Origin of the sequence: Arthrobacter sp. ISL-95 (assembly GCF_018613695.1) — a bacterium.
Classification (GTDB): domain Bacteria; phylum Actinomycetota; class Actinomycetes; order Actinomycetales; family Micrococcaceae; genus Arthrobacter.
The window spans coordinates 180819-199791 of sequence record NZ_JAGGPR010000008.1; the positions used below are offsets into that span (position 1 = coordinate 180819).

The 18973-nt window shown below is 62.5% G+C and carries 18 protein-coding genes; 9 read left to right on the forward strand and 9 right to left on the reverse strand.

Annotated elements, in window-relative coordinates:
- Positions 1 to 34 precede the first annotated feature (34 nt).
- Positions 35 to 748, forward strand: coding sequence for an SAM-dependent methyltransferase (locus tag J7I86_RS12995; protein WP_396019875.1), 714 nt, complete (start codon positions 35 to 37; stop codon positions 746 to 748).
- Positions 749 to 776: 28 nt separating this feature from the next.
- Here the strand turns inward: J7I86_RS12995 and J7I86_RS13000 are convergent, their stop codons facing one another.
- The gene (locus J7I86_RS13000) at positions 777 to 1808 is read right to left on the reverse strand and encodes an Lrp/AsnC family transcriptional regulator (protein ID WP_214820431.1); all 1032 of its coding nucleotides are present in this window, start codon (positions 1806 to 1808) and stop codon (positions 777 to 779) included.
- Positions 1809 to 1949: 141 nt separating this feature from the next.
- Between J7I86_RS13000 and J7I86_RS13005 the strand changes: the two genes are divergently transcribed.
- Both J7I86_RS13005 and J7I86_RS13010 read left to right on the forward strand, forming a co-directional pair.
- Positions 1950 to 3167, forward strand: a complete 1218-nt coding sequence (locus J7I86_RS13005) for a M20 family metallopeptidase (RefSeq protein WP_214820433.1) — start codon at positions 1950 to 1952, stop codon at positions 3165 to 3167.
- Between the two features lie 30 nt (positions 3168 to 3197).
- On the forward strand, positions 3198 to 4490 hold the full coding sequence (locus tag J7I86_RS13010; RefSeq protein WP_214820435.1) for an MFS transporter: 1293 nt from the start codon (positions 3198 to 3200) through the stop codon (positions 4488 to 4490).
- A 72-nt stretch (positions 4491 to 4562) separates the two neighbouring features.
- On the opposite strand, the gene J7I86_RS13015 is transcribed toward J7I86_RS13010, so the two are convergent.
- Complete coding sequence (locus J7I86_RS13015; RefSeq protein ID WP_214820437.1) at positions 4563 to 5840, reverse strand: MFS transporter; 1278 nt, start codon at positions 5838 to 5840, stop codon at positions 4563 to 4565.
- A gap of 135 nt (positions 5841 to 5975) precedes the next feature.
- On the opposite strand from J7I86_RS13015, the gene J7I86_RS13020 reads away from it, so the two are divergent.
- The 4 genes from J7I86_RS13020 (at position 5976) to J7I86_RS13035 (ending at position 8359) form a co-directional block, all read left to right on the forward strand.
- Positions 5976 to 6389: a hypothetical protein gene (locus J7I86_RS13020; RefSeq protein WP_214820439.1), complete on the forward strand. Its 414-nt coding sequence runs from the start codon at positions 5976 to 5978 to the stop codon at positions 6387 to 6389.
- A gap of 155 nt (positions 6390 to 6544) precedes the next feature.
- Complete coding sequence (gene trmB, locus J7I86_RS13025; protein WP_214820441.1) at positions 6545 to 7450, forward strand: tRNA (guanosine(46)-N7)-methyltransferase TrmB; 906 nt, start codon at positions 6545 to 6547, stop codon at positions 7448 to 7450.
- Positions 7451 to 7471: 21 nt separating this feature from the next.
- The gene (locus J7I86_RS13030) at positions 7472 to 7864 is read left to right on the forward strand and encodes a hypothetical protein (protein ID WP_214820443.1); all 393 of its coding nucleotides are present in this window, start codon (positions 7472 to 7474) and stop codon (positions 7862 to 7864) included.
- Positions 7865 to 8359, forward strand: a complete 495-nt coding sequence (locus tag J7I86_RS13035; protein WP_214820446.1) for a type II toxin-antitoxin system RatA family toxin — start codon at positions 7865 to 7867, stop codon at positions 8357 to 8359.
- 3 nt (positions 8360 to 8362) lie between these two features.
- Here the strand turns inward: J7I86_RS13035 and J7I86_RS13040 are convergent, their stop codons facing one another.
- Both J7I86_RS13040 and J7I86_RS13045 read right to left on the reverse strand, forming a co-directional pair.
- Positions 8363 to 9037, reverse strand: a complete 675-nt coding sequence (locus tag J7I86_RS13040; RefSeq protein WP_214820448.1) for an anti-sigma factor — start codon at positions 9035 to 9037, stop codon at positions 8363 to 8365.
- Entirely contained in the window at positions 9034 to 9531 is a 498-nt protein-coding gene (locus J7I86_RS13045) for a sigma-70 family RNA polymerase sigma factor (RefSeq protein WP_214820451.1), read from the reverse strand. The genes J7I86_RS13040 and J7I86_RS13045 overlap by 4 nt, the downstream gene beginning before the upstream one ends.
- Positions 9532 to 9676: 145 nt before the next feature.
- Here J7I86_RS13045 and J7I86_RS13050 point away from each other — a divergent pair, with 145 nt between their 5' ends.
- Complete coding sequence (locus J7I86_RS13050; protein WP_214820452.1) at positions 9677 to 10216, forward strand: hypothetical protein; 540 nt, start codon at positions 9677 to 9679, stop codon at positions 10214 to 10216.
- A 101-nt stretch (positions 10217 to 10317) separates the two neighbouring features.
- On the opposite strand, the gene J7I86_RS13055 is transcribed toward J7I86_RS13050, so the two are convergent.
- The 5 genes from J7I86_RS13055 to J7I86_RS13075 all read right to left on the reverse strand — a co-directional run bounded on the left by J7I86_RS13055 (position 10318) and on the right by J7I86_RS13075 (position 15350).
- Entirely contained in the window at positions 10318 to 11265 is a 948-nt protein-coding gene (locus J7I86_RS13055) for a type IV toxin-antitoxin system AbiEi family antitoxin domain-containing protein (RefSeq protein WP_214820453.1), read from the reverse strand.
- A gap of 448 nt (positions 11266 to 11713) precedes the next feature.
- Positions 11714 to 12691: an ATP-binding cassette domain-containing protein gene (locus J7I86_RS13060; protein WP_214820454.1), complete on the reverse strand. Its 978-nt coding sequence runs from the start codon at positions 12689 to 12691 to the stop codon at positions 11714 to 11716.
- 1 nt (position 12692) lies between these two features.
- A complete protein-coding gene (locus tag J7I86_RS13065) occupies positions 12693 to 13547 on the reverse strand; it encodes an ABC-2 family transporter protein (protein ID WP_309476729.1) in 855 nt (284 codons plus the stop codon).
- Complete coding sequence (locus tag J7I86_RS13070; RefSeq protein WP_214820455.1) at positions 13540 to 14334, reverse strand: ABC-2 family transporter protein; 795 nt, start codon at positions 14332 to 14334, stop codon at positions 13540 to 13542. Before J7I86_RS13070 ends, J7I86_RS13065 begins: the two co-directional genes overlap by 8 nt.
- 167 nt (positions 14335 to 14501) lie before the next feature.
- Positions 14502 to 15350, reverse strand: coding sequence for a hypothetical protein (locus J7I86_RS13075; RefSeq protein WP_214820456.1), 849 nt, complete (start codon positions 15348 to 15350; stop codon positions 14502 to 14504).
- A 165-nt stretch (positions 15351 to 15515) separates the two neighbouring features.
- Here J7I86_RS13075 and J7I86_RS13080 point away from each other — a divergent pair, with 165 nt between their 5' ends.
- Positions 15516 to 18971, forward strand: a complete 3456-nt coding sequence (locus tag J7I86_RS13080) for a DEAD/DEAH box helicase (RefSeq protein WP_214820457.1) — start codon at positions 15516 to 15518, stop codon at positions 18969 to 18971.
- Positions 18972 to 18973 lie beyond the last annotated feature (2 nt).

Here is an 18973-nt window from a genome sequence, read left to right on the forward strand (position 1 = left end):
GCCTTTGAACGCAGCCTCACGGCACGCTTGGGTTATGACAGAACACGTGCACGACGCCGGCACTCACCACCACGGTCAACCCACCCATGAGGGTGCTCAGCAGAGCGGCCTAAACCTCCATGAGGACGCCGACAATGCTGTGGACATGTGGGACGGCATGTACCGGGAACGCGCCAGAATTTGGAGTGGGAATCCGAACCCGCAGCTGGTTGCCGAGGTCAGTGGATTGAAGCCGGGGAAAGCGCTGGACCTGGGCTCCGGGGAAGGCGGCGACGCTATCTGGTTGGCCCAGCAGGGGTGGACCGTCACCGCGTTGGACGTGTCCGCCGTCGCGCTTGAACGGGCAGCCGCCCATGCAGCGGAAACCGATCATGCGGACCGGATCACTTGGCAGCAACAGGACCTCACTGAGTGGGAGCCTGAACCGGTCTTCGATCTGGTCTCGGCCCAGTTCCTGCACTCTCCGCTCCTGCCGTGGCGGGAATTCGTGACATCAGCGGCGGCGGCTGTGGCACCCGGCGGGACGTTATTGGTGGTGGGGCATCACCCGCACGGACTCCCTTCGTGGAGCCATCACCACGAGTCGGGCATGTTCTTCACGCCTGAGCAATTGGCGGGTGCCTTGCGACTGGATCGTGAGCCGTGGTTCGTCAATGTCCTCACAGACCGCGCTCGGACTGTCACTGGGCCCAACGGCGAGTCCGGCACCACCTTGGACACGGTTCTGAGGGCCACAAAGCACGCCTGAATAGCGGCACGCCAGGCAACCGAAGCGCCTATATACCAGCCGGCAGCAGCTCCCCGTAGGGCGGCACCACTGTCCCTGTGGCGGTCGAGTCCGGATTCAGCATCCATCCCACACGTTTGGCCGTGTTCAGCATGACGACGCTCTCCACGAGTTGAATGCCCGGGATCCGCTGCTGGATGGTGAGCTCCATTTCCATCACGTCCGCCAGCGAGCGCAGCCACATGATCATGGTGAAGTTGGTGCGGCCTGTGGTGGATGCGGAGAAGCGGACATTCCGGATGGCCCGCAGTTCTGTGGCTGCGGCTTGGTGCTCACCTGCGGGAACGTTGGCGAACCATTGAACCGTGATGGGGAAGCCGGAGAATTGTTGGGCGATTTCGCAGCGGAAGGACAGCATCCGGCTGTTGAGGACCCTGCCCAGTTGCCGTTGGACGGTGGCGGGGTTTCTGCCCAGGGCACGGGCAATTTCTGCTGCTGTGGCCCGTCCGTCGCGAGCCAGGAACGGGATGAGTGCCAAGTGGTTATCCGGGAGAGGGGCCACCGTGGCGTCGTACGGGTTTGCTGATTCGGGTCCGGCGAGCGCCTTGAGCGCTTGTTGTTCCGCCTTGCTGAGGACGTTGAGCCGCCAGGCGTAGCCGCTGGTGTGAATCCGTGTGCAGAGGGCTGTGTGGTACTTGGTGAGTCCTCGAATTTCCTTGAGCCTGGGCAGCACTTGAGTGCTGAATTGCCCCAGGTCCTGGGTGATGACCGTCAGCGTGAGATCACGGTTGCTGGCAGCTTCTTCCACGGTGATCACCTCGGGAAGCTGAGCCACCGCCGAGGTAACGTCCGGCCTGAGGTGCATTTCGCAGTCGATGTCCACCATGGCCAGGCACATGTCTTTGGGGTCGCCCATGAGGTGTGCGGTGGTCCATGCGGCGCCGGCTCCTTTGAGACGCTCCCACCGGGATGCCAGCGTGGTGGCATGGACGCCCAGCACGTTTCCGGCGTCGGACCAGCTGATCCGGGGCGAGATCTGAAGGGCGTTGACCAGGCGCAGGTCTTCCTCGCTGAGTTCCATGAGTACAGTGTGGCAGAACGATGCATGATTTCTGCAGGAAATCGGCGGCTACTGCATATTTGCAGTTGTTTGAGCTCGTGTGAAGCGCGTCACCTGAGAATGGCATAAGGAACCAGCCACCGGGAAAGACCAGGAGAACTTATGACCATCGCCGCAGACGCCAAGGAACTGCAGGAAGACATCGTCCGCCTCCGCCACGACCTTCACCGCGAACCGGAAATCGGCCTGCAACTCCCCCGCACGCAGGAGAAGGTGCTCAAGGCCCTGGACGGACTCCCGTACGAGATCACGCTGGGTAAGGAAACGACGTCGGTCACCGCGGTTCTGCGGGGCGGTGCTGCTCACGCAACAGCAGAGAAGCCCGTGGTGTTGCTGCGTGCTGACATGGATGGTCTCCCTGTGCAGGAAACCACTGGCGTGGACTACACCTCCCGTGTGGACGGCGCCATGCACGCCTGCGGCCATGACCTCCACACCTCCATGCTGGCCGGTGCCGCAACCCTGCTGGCCGAGCGCCGTGATCAGTTGGCAGGGGACGTCATCCTGATGTTCCAGCCCGGTGAAGAGGGCTTCGACGGTGCGAGCTACATGATCAAGGAAGGCGTCCTGGACGCGGCAGGCCGCCGCGCTGACACCGCCTACGGAATGCACGTGTTCTCCGCGCTCGAACCGCATGGCCAGTTCGTCACCAAGCCGGGCGTCATGCTCAGCTCCTCCGACGGCCTTGTTGTCACGGTGCTGGGCGCGGGCGGCCACGGTTCCGCTCCCTACTCCGCCAAGGACCCCGTCACTGCAGCTGCCGAGATGGTCACCGCGCTGCAAGTCATGGTCACCCGCCAGTTCAACATGTTCGATCCCGTGGTCCTCACCGTCGGCGTCCTGCACGCAGGAACCAAGCGGAACGTCATCCCCGAGACCGCCCGGATCGAAGCCACCATCAGGACCTTCTCCGAGGCGTCCCGGCGGAAGATGATGGAAGCAGTACCCAGGCTGCTCCACGGCATCGCCGCAGCCCATGGTTTGGAGGCGGATGTGCACTACCAGGAGGAATACCCCCTCACCATCAACGACGAGGATGAAACCACCACAGCGGAGAAGGTCATCGCCGGAATGTTCGGTGAGTCCCGGCACACCCGGATGGCCACTCCCCTGAGCGGCTCCGAGGATTTCTCCCGGGTCCTCGCCGAAGTCCCCGGCACTTTCGTGGGGCTTAGTGCTGTTGCCCCCGGCGCCGACCATACGACGTCGCCGTTCAACCACTCGCCGTACGCAATGTTCGACGACGGTGTCCTCACCGATGGCGCGGCGCTGTACGCCGAACTCGCCGTATCCCGCATCGCTGCCCTCGCCGGCAACTAACTCCCGGCCCGCCTGATCTTGGAGAACCACATGACCACCACCGCAGGAACGTCCCCGGACGTCAAGGTCCACAAATCGCACGTGCGCACGCTGATAGGCACCGGCATCGGCAATGCCGTTGAATGGTACGACTGGGCAATTTACGCAACGTTTGCGCCGTTCATCGCCAGCGCCCTGTTCAGCCAAGCCGACCCCACCTCGGCCATGTTGTCCACTTTGGCGATCTTCGCCGTCGGATTCGTTGCCCGTCCGTTCGGCGGGTTTGTGTTCGGCTGGATCGGCGACAGGATCGGGCGGAAGACGTCCATGACCGTAGCCGTGGCATTGGGCGCGGTGGGCAGCCTGCTCATCGGCATTGCCCCGACGTTCCAGGCCGTAGGAGTCTTCGCTTCGGTCATGCTGCTGGTGGCCCGGCTCATCCAGGGCCTCGCGCACGGTGGTGAGCTGCCGTCGTCGCAAACGTACTTGTCCGAGATGGCACCCAAGGAACACCGTGGCTTCTGGGCCACCCTCATTTACACCTCCGGTACCGCCGGAATCCTGGCCGGAACACTGCTGGGCGCCATCCTCACCGCAACCCTCAGCAAGGACGAAATGACCGCCTGGGGTTGGCGCATCCCGTTCCTGATCGGTGGCGCATTGGGTATCTACGCCCTGTTCATGCGGGCCAAGATGAAGGAAACCGAGGCTTTCGAGGCCGAGGCACCCAAGGAGAAGCGCCTCCCGATCCTCCCCCAGATCATCAAGTACCGTAAGCAGGCGCTGCAGGTTATCGGCCTCACCGTTGGCCTGACGGTTGTGTACTACATCTGGGGTGTCGTGGCTCCGAGCTACGCCGCAAGCTCACTGAAAATGGACCGCGGAGAGGCGCTGTGGGCCGGCGTGGTGGCCAATGTGGTGTTCATTGCCGCCCTGCCGTTCTGGGGCAAACTGTCCGACCGCATCGGCCGGAAACCGGTGATCATCGCTTCCTCCGCAGGTGCCGCGCTCATGCACTTCCCCATGACGTGGCTGCTCAAAGACTCGCCGTGGCAGCTGGCAGTGTCCATGTCCGTAATGCTGTTCTTCATCGCCGGTAGCGCCGCGATCGTCCCTGCCGTCTACGCCGAACTGTTCCCCACCCACATCCGCACCATCGGCGTCGGCGTTCCGTACTCCATTTGCGTCGCCCTGTTCGGTGGCACGGCTCCGTACCTGCAGACCTGGCTCGGCACCATCGGACAGGCTCAACTGTTCAACGTGTACGCGGTGGTCCTGCTCCTGGTGGGTATCGCGTTCGCCTTTACCATCCCGGAGACCAAGGGCAAGGACCTCACTGTCTGAGTTCTCTTCCGTCGCGAGGCCCGCTCTGCGCTCTTCCCTGGGTTTTTGGGACGCAGAGTGGGCCTCACAACGTTAAACGAAGCGGTCGCGGCCTGCCCGGTAGCCGAAGAACGCTGCCAGCGAACCGACCACCAGGAACAGGATTCCAGCAGCCTGGAATCCGCCCGTGGCTTGATGAAGTTGGCCTACCATCAGCGTGCCTACCGAACCCACCCCGTAGCCGACGCCCTGCATCATTCCGGACAGGTGTGCCGCAGTGTGGGCGTCACGGGTGCGGACCATAATCATGGTCAGGGCCACCGCAGTGAGCGACCCCTGGCCTAGCCCGTTGAGCCCCGTCCAGATCCAGATGAGCTCCGTGGGGCCAAAGATGGTAAGCGCGAAACCGCCTCCGGTCATCAGCGCCACCACCATGTTGATGATCCGCTGGTCCTTGAAGCGCGTTGCCAACGCAGGGGCAAACAGTGAGCCGAGCATCTGCAGCACTATAGACACCGAGACGATCAGGCCTGCCGTCCCGCCGTCGATCCCCCTGCCTCGGAGGATGGGCGCCATCCACGCGAACACGCTGAAGGACATCATGGCCTGCAGCACCATGAACAGGGTCACCTGCCACGCCACGGCCGAGCGCCACACGTTCACGCCGCCGTGAACTGCCTGATGTTTTACGGAGGGCTGGCGGATTGCCAGCGGCAGGAAGAGCAAAAGCACGACGCCGGCAGGCACCGCCCAGAACCACAGCGCCGACGTCCAGTGGCCGGTTGCCGTAAACACCGGATACGTGAAGCCCGCACCAAGGGCCGCCGACGCGCAAATCGCAGTGGTGTACAGGCCACCCATCAGGCCAAGGCGGTGCGGGAAATCCCGTTTGACCACGCCCGGAAGGAGAACGTTGCAGAGCGCAATCGCGGCACCGCACGCAGCTGTTCCAGCAAGAAGTGCGGGCAAGTGACCCATCCCCGGGAACTCCAGGGGCCGCAGGAGCAAGCCCATGGTGAGGACTGCCATGGCTCCGAGGAGCACACGTTCCGCACCGAACCTGCGGGCCAGAATGGGGGCAAGCGGTGCGAAGACACCCAGAAGGGTGACCGGAACGGTGGTGAGGACCACCAGCGACCAACCCGGCAGCCCGGCGTCGGACGTTATCTCCGGAAGCACGGCCGAGAAACTGGAGAAGACGGTTCGAAGGTTCAGCCCGATCAGGACCAGGCAAATGCCGAGGTAAACGAGTCCCCGCTTACCACTGAGCTGGGTGGGATCGGGTGCAGGCTCTTCGTCGATCTCAGCGTCCACCGCGATCTCAGGGAGGACAGACTTCTCTGGGTAGCCGGGGGTCTTGGAGGAGGTCACACGTCCTATTCTGTCAGCCGGTCCTGGCCAGGGCATGCTGGCCGCGATGTGACCCGTGGTGAGACTTTGCGGAATTATCCACATAGGCACGATTTCCACTGCCTCCGGGGTTCGGCGATCCATAGCGTTGAGGGCATGAACAAAACCCTGGAACCTTCGCCTTCCTCAACTACTTCCGAACTTCCTTTGCCGGCTTCTGAAGATTCGGCCACGAGGTACTTGCGCCCACCAGGACTACGGGCCGGCATCTGGAGCTTGGCATTGGCCATGGCGGTGCCGATTGTCCTCATGATCGTCTTCCCTGTGGGAATGTACTTCGCGTTCGGCGCTGAGGCACGCGCCTATATTCTTGCGGCGCAGACCGTTTTCTTGGTCCCTGTAGGGGCTTGCTGGCTCGCGGCAGTGGTTTGTGGTTTGGCGTGTCTCAGGCTGGCCAAACACAGCGATACCGATGGGCAGCGGACCACCGCCTGGATGTTTGGGGTCCTCGGGCTTTTTGTTGCAGGATTCGAAGGACTGATGGTGCTGGCGCCTTTGATGCGCAGCTGAGTTTCGGCTCCACCCTCGAACGCCCGGGCCCTCCATGCCCACATACCCGGCGAGCCAAGCCGCCGGGCGAACACTGGAATCCTCACCACCGGCTACCTCGCCGGGCCCAACTACCTGGCCCAACTACTCAGCCGAACCAAAGTATTCTGGAAAGGATGAGTGAAACCCCAGAAACCCCGCGACCCGTCACCCCCGGCAGCCAAGCCTCCTTCGGCACCTATGGTGGCCGACCGGTCAGTTTTGTGCGCCGCGGCACCCGTTTGCAGGGACGTAGGCAGGCCGCCTGGGAAGAGCACGCCGAGCGCTGGGCCATTCAAGTCCCACGCCATGTTGCCAACACCTCGGTTCACCCTGATTACACGTTCGACGCCGAGGCAGTGTTTGGGCGCAAAGCACCCCTGATCGTGGAGATTGGTTCCGGCCTGGGTGACGCTGTGGTTCACGCCGCAGAGCAGAACCCGGACAAGGACTTCCTCGCGGTGGAGGTCTACACCCCGGGTCTGGCCAACACCATCATCAAGATCAACAGCCGCGGTCTGACCAACGTGCGCGTGGTGGAAGCCAATGCCCCCGAGGTTCTGGAGTCCATGCTCCCGGAAGGATCGGTCAGAGAACTCTGGGTGTTCTTCCCGGATCCGTGGCATAAGGCCCGCCACCACAAGCGTCGCCTCATCCAGCCTGCGTTCGCTTCGGTGGCTGCCAAGGCACTCGAAAAGGGCGGCTACTGGCGAATCGCTACTGACTGGTCCAACTACGCAGTACACGTCCGCGAGGTTCTGGCTGAATCCACAGAGTTCCAGAACATGCACGAAGGCGAGCGCAGCGGCGAGGAGAGCCCGCTGACGCAAGTGTGGCAGTCCGGCGTCGAGTCTGTTGTGGGCGGTGCGCCCGTCAGGGAAGGCCGCGCGCCCGTCAGCACCGAGCACACCGGGCCGAATCAGGGCGTGGATGATGAAGGCGGTTGGGCTCCACGGTTCGATGGCCGTATTCGGACAAGCTTTGAGAACAAAGCCCACGAGGCCGGGCGCATGATCTTTGACCTCACATACCGCAAGCTTTAGCCGACGGACTTTGGGGGAATCATGAGCTATCAGCCACCGATCGAGTACTACCAGCAACCGCAACGTTCCGGGAACCGGGGGCTGGGTGCAGGCATCACAAGCATCGTCGCTGCCGTGCTCTCGCCGGTCGCGGCAATTGTGAGCATTCCCTTGGGCATCGCAGCCGTAGCATCGGCGATGAGCCGTTACAACGAGGGCAATGACGCGTGGTGGGTTGGTGCTCTTATCCTGGCAGGGATTGCGGTGCTGCTGGCCATTGTTGCTGTGGTGAGTGGGCTGATCGCCGTCTTTCGTGCCGGCCGCATGAACGCGGGACGCATCACGGGCATCATCGGATTGGCCATCATGGCGGTCAACATCTTCGGCATCGTCTTCGTGGTGTTCCTGGTGCTCGGCTCAGGTCAGGGGTTCTAAATGCCGCAGGTACGCGCCGAACGGTTCATCCGGCTGGATCCGGAAACAGCTTTCGCCCTCTCCCAGACCACCGGAGAATTCCGACTCAAATGGGATCCGTTCATTTCTGCCCAAGCCTTCTTGGATGGGGCCAAGACGGCTGGCAAGGGGGTCAAAACACGGACTGTCTCCCGCATGGGCCTGAAGATGGTCAGTGAATATGTCTCCTACATGCCTCCCAAAAACGTTGGCATGACCATGGTTTCCGGACCATGGTTCTTTAAGAACTTCGGAGGAGGCTGGCGTTTCACCCCGGACGACGGCGGCACACGGGCAGTCTGGAAGTACACCTTTTCTTGCCGCCCCGCTTTCTTGAAGCCACTGGCCGAGAGGATCGGAAGCTGGGTCCTGGGACGGGAGATTGAGCGTCGGATCGAGGCGTTTGCCCGGGCTTGCGAAGACCAGGCCTTGGTCGCTGAGCTGCGCGCCAAGGGCAACGAGGTTACGGACCGCTAAGGTCTACGGCACCGAAATCGAGGCCACCGTCTTCTGGGCTTCATCGCGAAGCTCAACACCGGCGATGCCGGCCAACTGCACCGGCGTGGCACCTGTGATTTTGATCCGGCCGCTCTGAGTGGCCGTCCATCCGCACGTGCGTTCTTCAGCGCCGTCGCGGCCCTTCACCCACAAGTAAAGGGTGCCTTCCAGCGGCATGGACCGTCCCTCCACCTCCAGCTCCGTGCCCCAGTTCTTCTTCACCATCCCCACGGTCAGTTGCAGCCCGGTGTCCGACTGCACCGAATAGCTGGCATCCGGTTTCGGCGGCTGATTCAGCAGTGGCCCGGCGAGGAAGCCAACAGCCAAGCAAGCGGCGGCAACCGCGCCCACCAAAGCCGCCCACCGGCGTCGTGATTTCCGTCTCCGGACCGACAAGTCCACCAGGACCTTCTCAGGAAGCGCCTCGGGTTTCGGTTCCAAAGGAGAGAGCGCGTTCGTGCCTCCGGCGACGGTGAGGGCGACTGCATCAGCTGCGGGAACGGCGTCGAGGAGAGCTGGCAGGCTTTCCAGTTCCTCCAACTCGGTGCGGCACTCAGCGCATTTGGCGAGGTGGTCTTCAAACGTGCGTGATTCCTCGGGCTCGAGCCCACCCAGCAGGTAGGCGCCCAGCAACTGGTGGACAGAGTTGCCGTTCATCGTTCCACCCCCATTTCATCAAGGATCGTTCGGAGAGCTTTCACAGCGTAGAAAGCCCGGGATTTTATTGTTCCCACAGGGATGTTCAACTGCAGTGCTGCCTCAGTGACGGTGAACCTCTGATAGTGGAGGGCCACCAGAACCTGGCGGTGTTCGTGACTGAGCCGGAGCAAGGCTTCCTCCATGAGCACCCGATTCAGAAGTTCATCAACGCGCTCCGTCGCAGGATGGTCCGGAAGGTCCTGTTCACCTGTTTCGGAGGGTCGGCGTTGAGCCTTCCTATAGTTGTCGATGATGACGTTCCGCGCCGTCCGGAAGAGGTAGCTGCGCAGGCTTCCCGTGATCTGCGGGGCGTGCTGCCACACCTTGAGGATGGTTTCCTGAACGACGTCGTCGGCTAGATGGGCATCTGAGGTGCAGCTCAGAACGAAGCGCTTCAGAGCCGTGCCGTGGTCGCGGTAAATCGCAGCCACCACGTCTTCGTCCAACGGCATAGCCACCTCCCTCTTTCCGCTGCCTTTCACTTATACGACGACGCGCGCACGGAAAAGGTTCAGCCCCGTGAACCATTCTTCCCCCACCGGCGTCGTAGGGGTTAGCGCCGGCCCATCCCGGCCGGCTCGTCAAAGGAGCTAGACAATGAAGAAACCACTCAGTTTTGGATTCGCTGCGTTGATCCTGAGCGCCGCTCTGGCCGGTTGTGGTGGAAGTCCGGGAACCGCCACCACCTCCGCACCGCCGCCTGTAGCTACTTCCTCTGCGGCAGCTACCTCCGCGTCCCCCACGGTGGACGCCTCCCCCACTATGAACGCCAGCACTGCCGCCTCCGGTGTCGAGATGAAGGTTTCCTCTTCCAGCGCCGGGCAGATCGTAACGGACAGCAAAGGCATGAGCCTCTACTTCTTCACTAAGGACGTCAAGGACTCGGGAACCAGCGCCTGCACGGAAGCCTGCCTGGTTGCGTGGCCAATTTTCACCACGACGTCGGATGCCCCCACCGTGGAAGGTGTCACGGGAACTGTGGGAACCATTGCGTCACCGGACGGGATGAAGCATGTAACCCTCAACGGAATGCCGCTCTACTACTACGCCAAGGACAAAGCTCCCGGGGATGTCACAGGGCAGGGCGTGGGCGGCGTCTGGTACTTGGTCAGCCCTACCGGGGAGATGATCAAGTAGGCCTGCCGCTGAGAGCCGCCGAGGTCGCGGGAAGCCTGCCGCATCGCCGAAAGGTTCCGTGCGAGCACGCAGGGTTCCCGCGAACTCGCGCTTAGGCGACATCACCTGAACGCCCGAAGGATGCGCTCCTTGAAGGCGCGCTCTTGAAACAGATCCTTCCACTCGACTCGGATAAACCGCCAGCCCTCCTCGACGAGCGCCTTTTCTCGTCGCCGCTCTTGAAAGATGACCTCATCTGTAGGGTTGAAATCGAAGTATTTTGTTCGCCCGTCGAACTCCAGAGCCAGTTTCTCCTCTTCCCAAGCGAAATCCATGCGATGACGACCCAAGCGGGACTGCACCTCGAATTGTGGCTGCGGGGGCTTGATGCGCAGCCTCTGCATCAACTCCCGGGTCAGCGTCTCGCCGGCGGACTCGGAGCGCGGATCCGCGTTGTCCAAGGCCTTGCGCAGCGTGCGGACACCCCGCTTGCCCGCCGAGACCGCTGCCAAGTCAGCAAGTACGCTGATATCGGCACCGACACGCAAACCATGGTCCATGATCACCAGCGCTTTCGGATAGCTAAGCATCCTGGCACAGTCAAACACCGTGCGATCAAGTGTGGTCGCCCGCAGACCCTGAATCACCACGACATCGTCCTCAGTGAAGCTTTCTGTGTGTCCCCGAACATCCTTGCCCCAACGGTCGGAGGAAGGCCTGGCCCGGTGCAGGACATGAACCTTGTCATCAACACCCCACACGAATAGACCATGGAGTCGCGCCGCCGACAAATGGCTATAGACGAAACCACCCGTTGACGTTGTCAGCGTGCCATGGGCATGCGCCACAATCCGCTCTTTGGCCTGCCTCCTCGGGCCCAGGGCGTTCCACGTGTTGGCCCTGATGTAACAGCCATATCTCAAGCGATGCAGTTCGCCGGAGTCCACTAGCGCCTTGATATTTCGACTGTTGAGACCGAACCGGAGTAACTCGTCGGTTCTCCACATGTACCCGCGCAAAGGTAGCGCGGAGACTGTCATGACGGCAGTTTCAGTTGATGTTGGATCCATCGTTTCAGCATGGCGACAACACATCGAGTCGCTGAAGGGGGCTGCCCCGCTATGTGGAAACCAGAGCGCCGAGACTGCGGGAACGGTGCGAATACGCCGGAAGTTTGCGCACGCGTTCGCGGGGTTCCCGCGAAGTCACGCGAAGCTGCGAAGACGTGGCAGACCACGGCGTTGGACCCGATCCGCTAGACTGCAAGCCACTCAGGGGGAGAGACGATGGCACAGAAGACAAAAACGAAGAATCCGCCCAACTTGGCGTTTCTTGTCAGCCAAGAGATCGCATGGTGCTTGGGGGTCACAGCCATGCTTCTCAACTCAAGCAACCGTGGCTTCGACTGGATTTGGATCTTCTTGCTTGTCGGCTGGCAAACGTCCATCATTTGGGGCTTCGTCAAGTTGCGGAGAACCCGAGCAAGCTAGCGCCGATCTCGGCAGTGAAGGCCCGACCCTACCGCCGCGCACTCCCATAAAGCTCGCGGACCAAGTGCTCGATGTCCGGCTCGTGGAGGGAGAGGTCAGCTACCTCGGCAGTGTTCGAGATGGCCGCCAGGACTGTGGCCGCTGAGAGCCTGCGGGGGTCGAAGGAAACGCTGTGCCGGATGCCATCGGCCTCAATGCCCTCGTGGACCGCGCCGTCAGGCAGCAAAAATAGATCAGCCGAGTGCACGGGGGCGGCGAGGTCAACCACCATGGTGCGCACCGCTCCGGCGACGTCAGCCAAACCGGTAAGCGGACCGTCGTAGGCGATGGCGCCGTCGTCGACTACCAGGACGCGTTGGCACAAACGTTGGATGTCGCTCATGTCGTGGGTGGTCAGCAGCAGCGTGGTGCCGTTTTTCCGGCGCTCGGCGTCCAGGAACTGCCGGAGTTTCTCCTTGCTGATCATGTCCAAGCCAATGGTGGGCTCGTCCAGGATCACCAACTCCGGCCGATGCAGCAGGGCAGCGGCAACCTCGCCGCGCATACGCTGCCCCAGCGAGAGCTGCCGCACGGGCGTGGTGAGGAACGCCCCCAAATCCATCTGCTCGGCAAGTTCGCGGAACCTGGGCCTCCAATCCGCCTCAGGCATGCGGTGCATGGCTCCGAGGATCGGGTATGAATCCTGCAGCGGCAGATCCCACCAGAGCTGCGAGCGCTGCCCGAACACGACGCCGATCTTCCGGGCCAGCGCTTTACGCTGCGGCACCGGGTTGAACCCGCAAACGCTCACCTGTCCCGAGCTTGGCACCAGCACGCCGGTCAGCATCTTGATGGTGGTGGATTTTCCGGCACCGTTGGCTCCGATGTAGCCCACTGCCTCCCCCGGTTCCACGCTGAAGTGGATCCCCCGGACTGCGTGAACGGTCTTTTTGCGTCGCCGGAACCGGCCCATGGGCTCCATGACCTGGAACTCGCGACTCAGATTTTCCACGTTGATGATGGGCATGTCAGCCTCCTGCGCCGGTGTACTTTTTGATGGCCGCCCGCCAAAGGAGCAGCATGAGTCCGCTGAGGACGACGGCGGCCGGCAGTCCCAGCCAACCGGTCCAGACCGGGATTCCAGCGGGGCCGTCGAGGTCGAGGATGACCAGGCTGGGAGCGTAGGCCACCAATGTTGCGGGGATGACGAACGTGAAGAAGATCTGGATGGGGAAGAACAATGCCGCCCCGGGCATGGAGGCAACATACCGGCCCCCGTAGGTGAACGCGTTGGCGAATTGCCTGCCATCGAGAATCCAGAACTGCATGGCTCCAGCCCCAAGGAAGAGAGCACAGAAGATTGCCGCGCCAGCCAGCGGCGTGATCAGGGCGAGCAGCACTTTGACTGGATCCCACGTGATGTCGGCGAACAGCAAGGCCGCAGCCAAGGCCGCCAGAGCGAAGATCAGACGGCCCACGCGTCTCAGCTGAAAGTCGGACGTGGCGAGCTGAAGCAGCACGGGAAGCGGCCTCACCAGGAGCACCTCCAACTTCCCGGACCGGATGGTCTCGGACATGGAGTCCGTCTCCCCTAGGAGCAAGTCACCCAGCGCGAACGCTACGGATGCGAGCCCGAACACCAGAAGTGTCTGCGCAAACGTCATGCCGCCGAACGAGGAGACGTTGTGCACAATCGCGTACAGCTCAACAAACTCCGTCAGGCCCAGGAGGATCTGGCCCGCGACGTCGGACAGGAAGCTGCCCCGGTAGGCGAGCTGCGAGCGCAATCTCGCGGAGACCAACAGCCTGAGAAGCACCAGGTTGGTGACCGGAGCCTGGGGATCGCGGCCTGCACCAGAACGGATTGCGCGGGAGCTAGCCACCTTGCACCACCAACCGCCGCGAACCGAAGCGGACCATCATCTGCACAACTACCAGCAGCACCGCCAACCAGAGGATTTGGAGGCCCACCATCGCGAGGCTCTCACCGCCGTCGGTCCTTCCAGCAAGAATGTCCACCGGGGTCTGAAGCATCGACGGGAACGGGGTGGCCCGGGCGAAATCGAGCAGCCACCCCGGGAACCAGGTCACGGGCACCAGGAACCCGGACAACAGGTTCATCACCACCATGTACAGCATCCAGAATCCCCGAATTTCGAGCACCCAGAAGGACAGCAGGTTGATGGCGAAGAAGCCCAGGAAGTTCAGGGATACGGCAGCGAGGATGGACACGAATCCCAACAGGTAGGGCCCGGGAGTTCCGGGCATCGCCAGCCCCGTCACCCAGGCGCCGACGATGAGCGGCGGTAACCCGCGCGGCAGAACGTCGAACGCGGCGCGGCCCAGGTCCTGCGCCCAATAGGACGCGGTCAGGTTCACGGACCGGGAAAGGTCGACGGCGATGTCCCCCGACTTCACGCGATTGGCCAACTCAGCGGTCCCGAAGAGCCCTAAAGGTGCCAGCAGCGCCTGGCCCAGCCACACATAAGTGGCCGCCTCCATGGCCGAGTATCCCCCAATGGCGCCACCCGCCGTCGTAATTGCACTCAGAAGTAGCGACGCCCGGATGAGCCCGAACACCGAGTTGGTGAAAGCACCGGCGACGGCGGCAGTACGGTACGTGGAATGGCGGCGGAATGATGACTTGGCCAGTTCCCAATACGCACGCACTGGTCGAGTCTACTCACGGACACCAACCCAACTAACAAAGGCCGTGAATTCGTCGACACGGCGTGTTCGCGGCCCAGCGGCCGGCCGGCAGACATCCGGAAGCGTGCGTCAAAGCGACGAAGGAGCAGCACGCGGAGGATGTCTGCCGGCCGGCCAGCCAACAAGGCTTACGCGTCGGCGAATTCCTCGGATTCCTCGAACTCTACGGCCGCGATGATTTCCTTGGTCGCCGGGTGGATCATGTAGGCCTCGTCGTCGTCTTCGATCATGAGGTAGTCGCCGTGGTCGGTGGAGAAGTGCCAGGCGAGGGTTTTGACGCCGTCGTGCTCGTAGTTGGGGTCGCCCATGGTGATCTTTTCGAGGGCGTAGCCGGCAACGTCGCACAGCTCGCGGATGATGACCTCGAACTCGGGAGCGTTGGCAAGGGCTTCTTCGTCGGCTTCGGCTTGGCGCTCGGCGAGGTCCGGGATGAGGGCGACGCGCTGTGCAATGTGCTCGTCGATTTCATCGTCGGTGAGAGCAAGCAGCGCTGACTGTTCGCGGAGGTAGGCAGCGTTGAGTTCGATGATGTCCTCTTCTTCGACCAGTGCTTCAAATTCGCCGTCGAGCTCGTCCAAGGCGACAAGGGAAGCTGGCGGAGTTTCGGACTCGTCCAGTTCGCCGTCGAGGTAGGCCTCGGCTTCTTCTTCCGTGAGAGCGTCGTACGCGGCGGCGGTGCGGTTGAAGAGGTCGAGGTGCCGTGTGGCCCCCATGCCCTCGAGACCAGCGCGGATGTAGGCGTCCACTTCTTCACGCTCGGGTGCGGTGAAGACGTACTGGGCGAAGCCGCCGGACAGTGCCTGGGTGAGGTAGAAATCCACAAAGTAGCTGTTGAGCGCAGGGGTCGCGATTTCGTCGCTGTTGAGGAGCTCTTGGTACATATGGTTCACCACGTTGACGTTGGAATCCACCACATCCGCGTTGCCGGTTTCGAAGCTGGTCTTGTTCAGGACAACGGGGTACTCGTTGGTAGTCATGGGAAATCCTCACTGCTGAAAGCTGATGGTGCTCCGGACACTTTCAACGTACGCGCGGGAGCGGCGCGGCAATCGAGGATGAGGTTAACGGAGGGCGAAGTTTGGGAGCCGTTTTCTGCTGACTAAGATTGAACAGATATCCTCCTGCCGAAAGTAGCCCTGCGCATGCCGTCCCACACAGACGAAAACTGGGAACTGGCCATTCAGACTCCAGCCATCACGGACCGCTCGCTCGCGGCCGGACTGGCTTATGCCATGGGCAGCCGCGTGAACGGGATTACTTTTGACGCGGCCACGGGCCTCTTGATGGGCAAGGTTCGCGGCACCGGTCCGCAGCCGTATTCGACGTCGGCAAAACTGGTTCGTAAGCCCAGCGGCTGGAGCTGCACCGTGGGTATCTGCAGCTGCCCGGTCCGTAAGGACTGCAAGCACGTGGCCGCCTTGCTCTTCACTGCCGAGGACCATCCCACCATCCGCGCCCAGCTCCTCTCCCAAGCCCCCGGAGTTCAAACCTCAAGGGTTGGCTCGGGCCAGCAGGGCGGGTCGGCACGTCCTGCCTGGGAACAAGCCCTCAACAGGCTGATCGCCAAGCCAGGCACGGCGCCCAGCGCTGCGGGTATCCAGCTGGCGCTTCAGTTCGAGGTGGAAGAGCCGGCGGCGCACTTCTCCTATACAGGCCGCCGCGATCCCATGCGCAGCGTCCGTCAACTCAAGGCCCGCCCGGTCATGATGGGTGCCAAGGGCAAGTGGATCCGCGGCGACGTCTCTTGGAACAACCTCAGCTACGTCAGCTTCCGGCGTGAATTCAACGAGGTCCACGTTGAATGGCTTCAGACTTTCCTGGCCGCACACGGTTCAAGCAACGGCCGGCAACAACCTTCCGGTGCCATGTGGTTGAGCCTGAACGACTTCGCGGCCAAAAACCTCTGGACCCTTCTCGCCGACGCCACCAAGGCCGGCATCCCGCTCATTCATTCCGCTGGTACCGAGCCTGTCCGCGTAGAGACGCAACCCGCCGTCGTCGGACTCAGTTTGGCGCGCTTGGACGCTGCTCCGGAGACCACCGCGCCGGAAGGGCCCGACGGCGGCCTGCAGCTTGCGCCGTCGGTAACCATCGCCGGGGAGCCCGTGGATCCCGGATCAGTGGGTTTCCTGGGCAAGCCGGCCAACGGAATCTTCTTCACGCACTCCGGCGAAACCCTGCCCGGAGTGCCCCAGCAAAAGAACCTCATCACCCTAGCGCCCATTGAGGGGGGCATCAGTGACGAGTTGCTGGAGTTCGTCATGGACGGCGACACACTTCAGATCCCGGCCGAAGATGAAAGCCGGTTCCTGACCTCGTTCTACCCAAAGCTGCGGCAGTCGACACCCGTGCAGGCCGCGGATGAATCGGTGGAGCTGCCCACGCTGGCCGTCCCCACACTGTCCCTGCTGGCCAATTACGGCAACGATCACAAGGTCCGGCTGCACTGGGAGTGGCACTACAAATCGGGCACCCTGGTCACCGCACAGCCGTTGTGGCGGCACCCGGACGATCGGGGCTATCGGGACGACCTCGAGGAAGCACGCATCCTGGAGTCGCTCGGGCGGCCGTGGGACATGGTGCCTGCACTGGCCGAATCGGCAACGGGCGGCTGGGGTGCGCCCCGCATCGCTGCCTCAGCTGAGCTCAGCGGCCTGGACACGCTGGCGTTCACCGAAGAGGTGCTGCCCGCGCTCAAGGACCTGCCCGACGTCGTGGTTGAAACGTCCGGCGACATCGCCGATTACCGTGAGGCCGCCGAAGCGCCGGTGGTGTCCATTTCCACGAAAGAAACGGCAAGCGGCGACTGGTTTGACCTTGGCATCGTGATCACGCTGGAAGGCGAACCCGTCTCCTTCGCAGCTGTGTTCTCCGCGCTTGCCGCCGGAATGAGCCGCATGCTGCTGCCAAGCGGCGCCTACTTCTCGCTGGACCTTCCCGAACTTCACCAGCTCCGCGCACTGATCGATGAAGCCCGCTCCCTGCAGGACAACCCGGACAACAAGGACGGCACCCTGCAGATCAGCCGCTTCCAGGCCGGGCTCTGGGACGAGTTGGCGCAGCTGGGAATCGTGGACGAACAAGCCGCCGCATGGCGTGAGGCCGTGGGTGGACTGCTCGACGACGGCGTGACCGGGCTTCCGCTCCCGGCGGGACTTAACGCTGAGCTGCGTCCGTATCAGCTCGAGGGTTTCAACTGGCTCAGCTTCTTGTACAAGCACAGCCTCGGCGGTGTTCTGGCTGACGACATGGGCCTGGGTAAAACCGTGCAGGCTATCGCGCTGATTTGTGCGGCGAAGGACCTGGCGGCATCCACCGCTGCCGCAGCACAGGGTGACTCTTCCGAGGTGACGCCCCGGGCACCCTTCCTTGTTGTGGCGCCCACCAGTGTGGTGAGCAACTGGGCGGCCGAAGCTGAGCGTTTTGCACCGGGCCTCGCGGTGCGGACCGTCGGTGAGACCTTTGCCAAGAGCGGCCTGGCACCGTCCGAAGCGTTGGCGGGTGCCGACGTCGTTATTACCTCCTATGCCTTGTTCCGCATTGACTACGACGCCTACGCCTCCTTCCAGTGGGCGGGGCTGATGCTCGATGAGGCGCAGTTCGTGAAGAACCACCAGTCCAAGGCGTACCAGTGCGCGCGGAAACTGCCGGCCCGTTTCAAATTGGCCATCACGGGCACGCCGTTGGAGAACAACCTCATGGAGTTCTGGGCGCTGACCTCGATTGTGGCTCCGGGACTGTTCCCCAGCCCCAAACGCTTCGCGGAGAACTACCAAAAGCCGGTGGAAAAGAATGGTGACTCGGCGCAGCTGGGCAAGCTCCGGCGTCGTGTGCGTCCGCTCATGATGCGCCGCACCAAAGAGCAAGTCATCAAGGACCTGCCGCCCAAGCAGGAGCAGATCCTGGAAGTAGTGCTGAACCCGAGGCACCAAAAGGTTTACCAAACTCACCTGCAGCGCGAACGGCAGAAGATCCTGGGGCTGATTGACGATGTGAACAAGAACCGGTTCACGATCTTCCAGTCGCTGACGTTGCTGCGGCAGCTGAGTCTGGATGCGTCGCTGGTGGACTCGTCACTGTCCGGGGTTCGTTCCTCCAAGCTGGACGTGCTGTTCGAACAACTGGAGGACCTCATTTCCGAGGGACACAGGGCGTTGATTTTCAGCCAGTTCACGGGGTTCCTGGGCAAAGTGCGGGAGCGTTTGGATGCCGAGGGCGTGGAGTATTGCTACCTCGATGGCAGCACCCGGAACCGCGGCGATGTTGTCAGTGAGTTTAAAAACGGCGCCGCTCCGGTGTTCCTGATCTCGTTGAAAGCCGGTGGCTTCGGGCTCAACCTGACCGAGGCCGACTACGTGTTCCTGCTGGATCCTTGGTGGAACCCGGCGTCCGAAGCGCAGGCAGTGGACCGCACGCACCGCATTGGGCAGGCCAGGAACGTTATGGTCTACCGACTGGTGGCGAAGGACACCATCGAAGAGAAGGTCATGGCGTTGAAGGCGAAGAAGTCACAGCTGTTCGCGGACGTGATGGAAGGCGATGCGTTGACCGGCGGCTCGTTGACGGCGGACGACCTGGCGGCGCTGTTCGCGGAGTAATC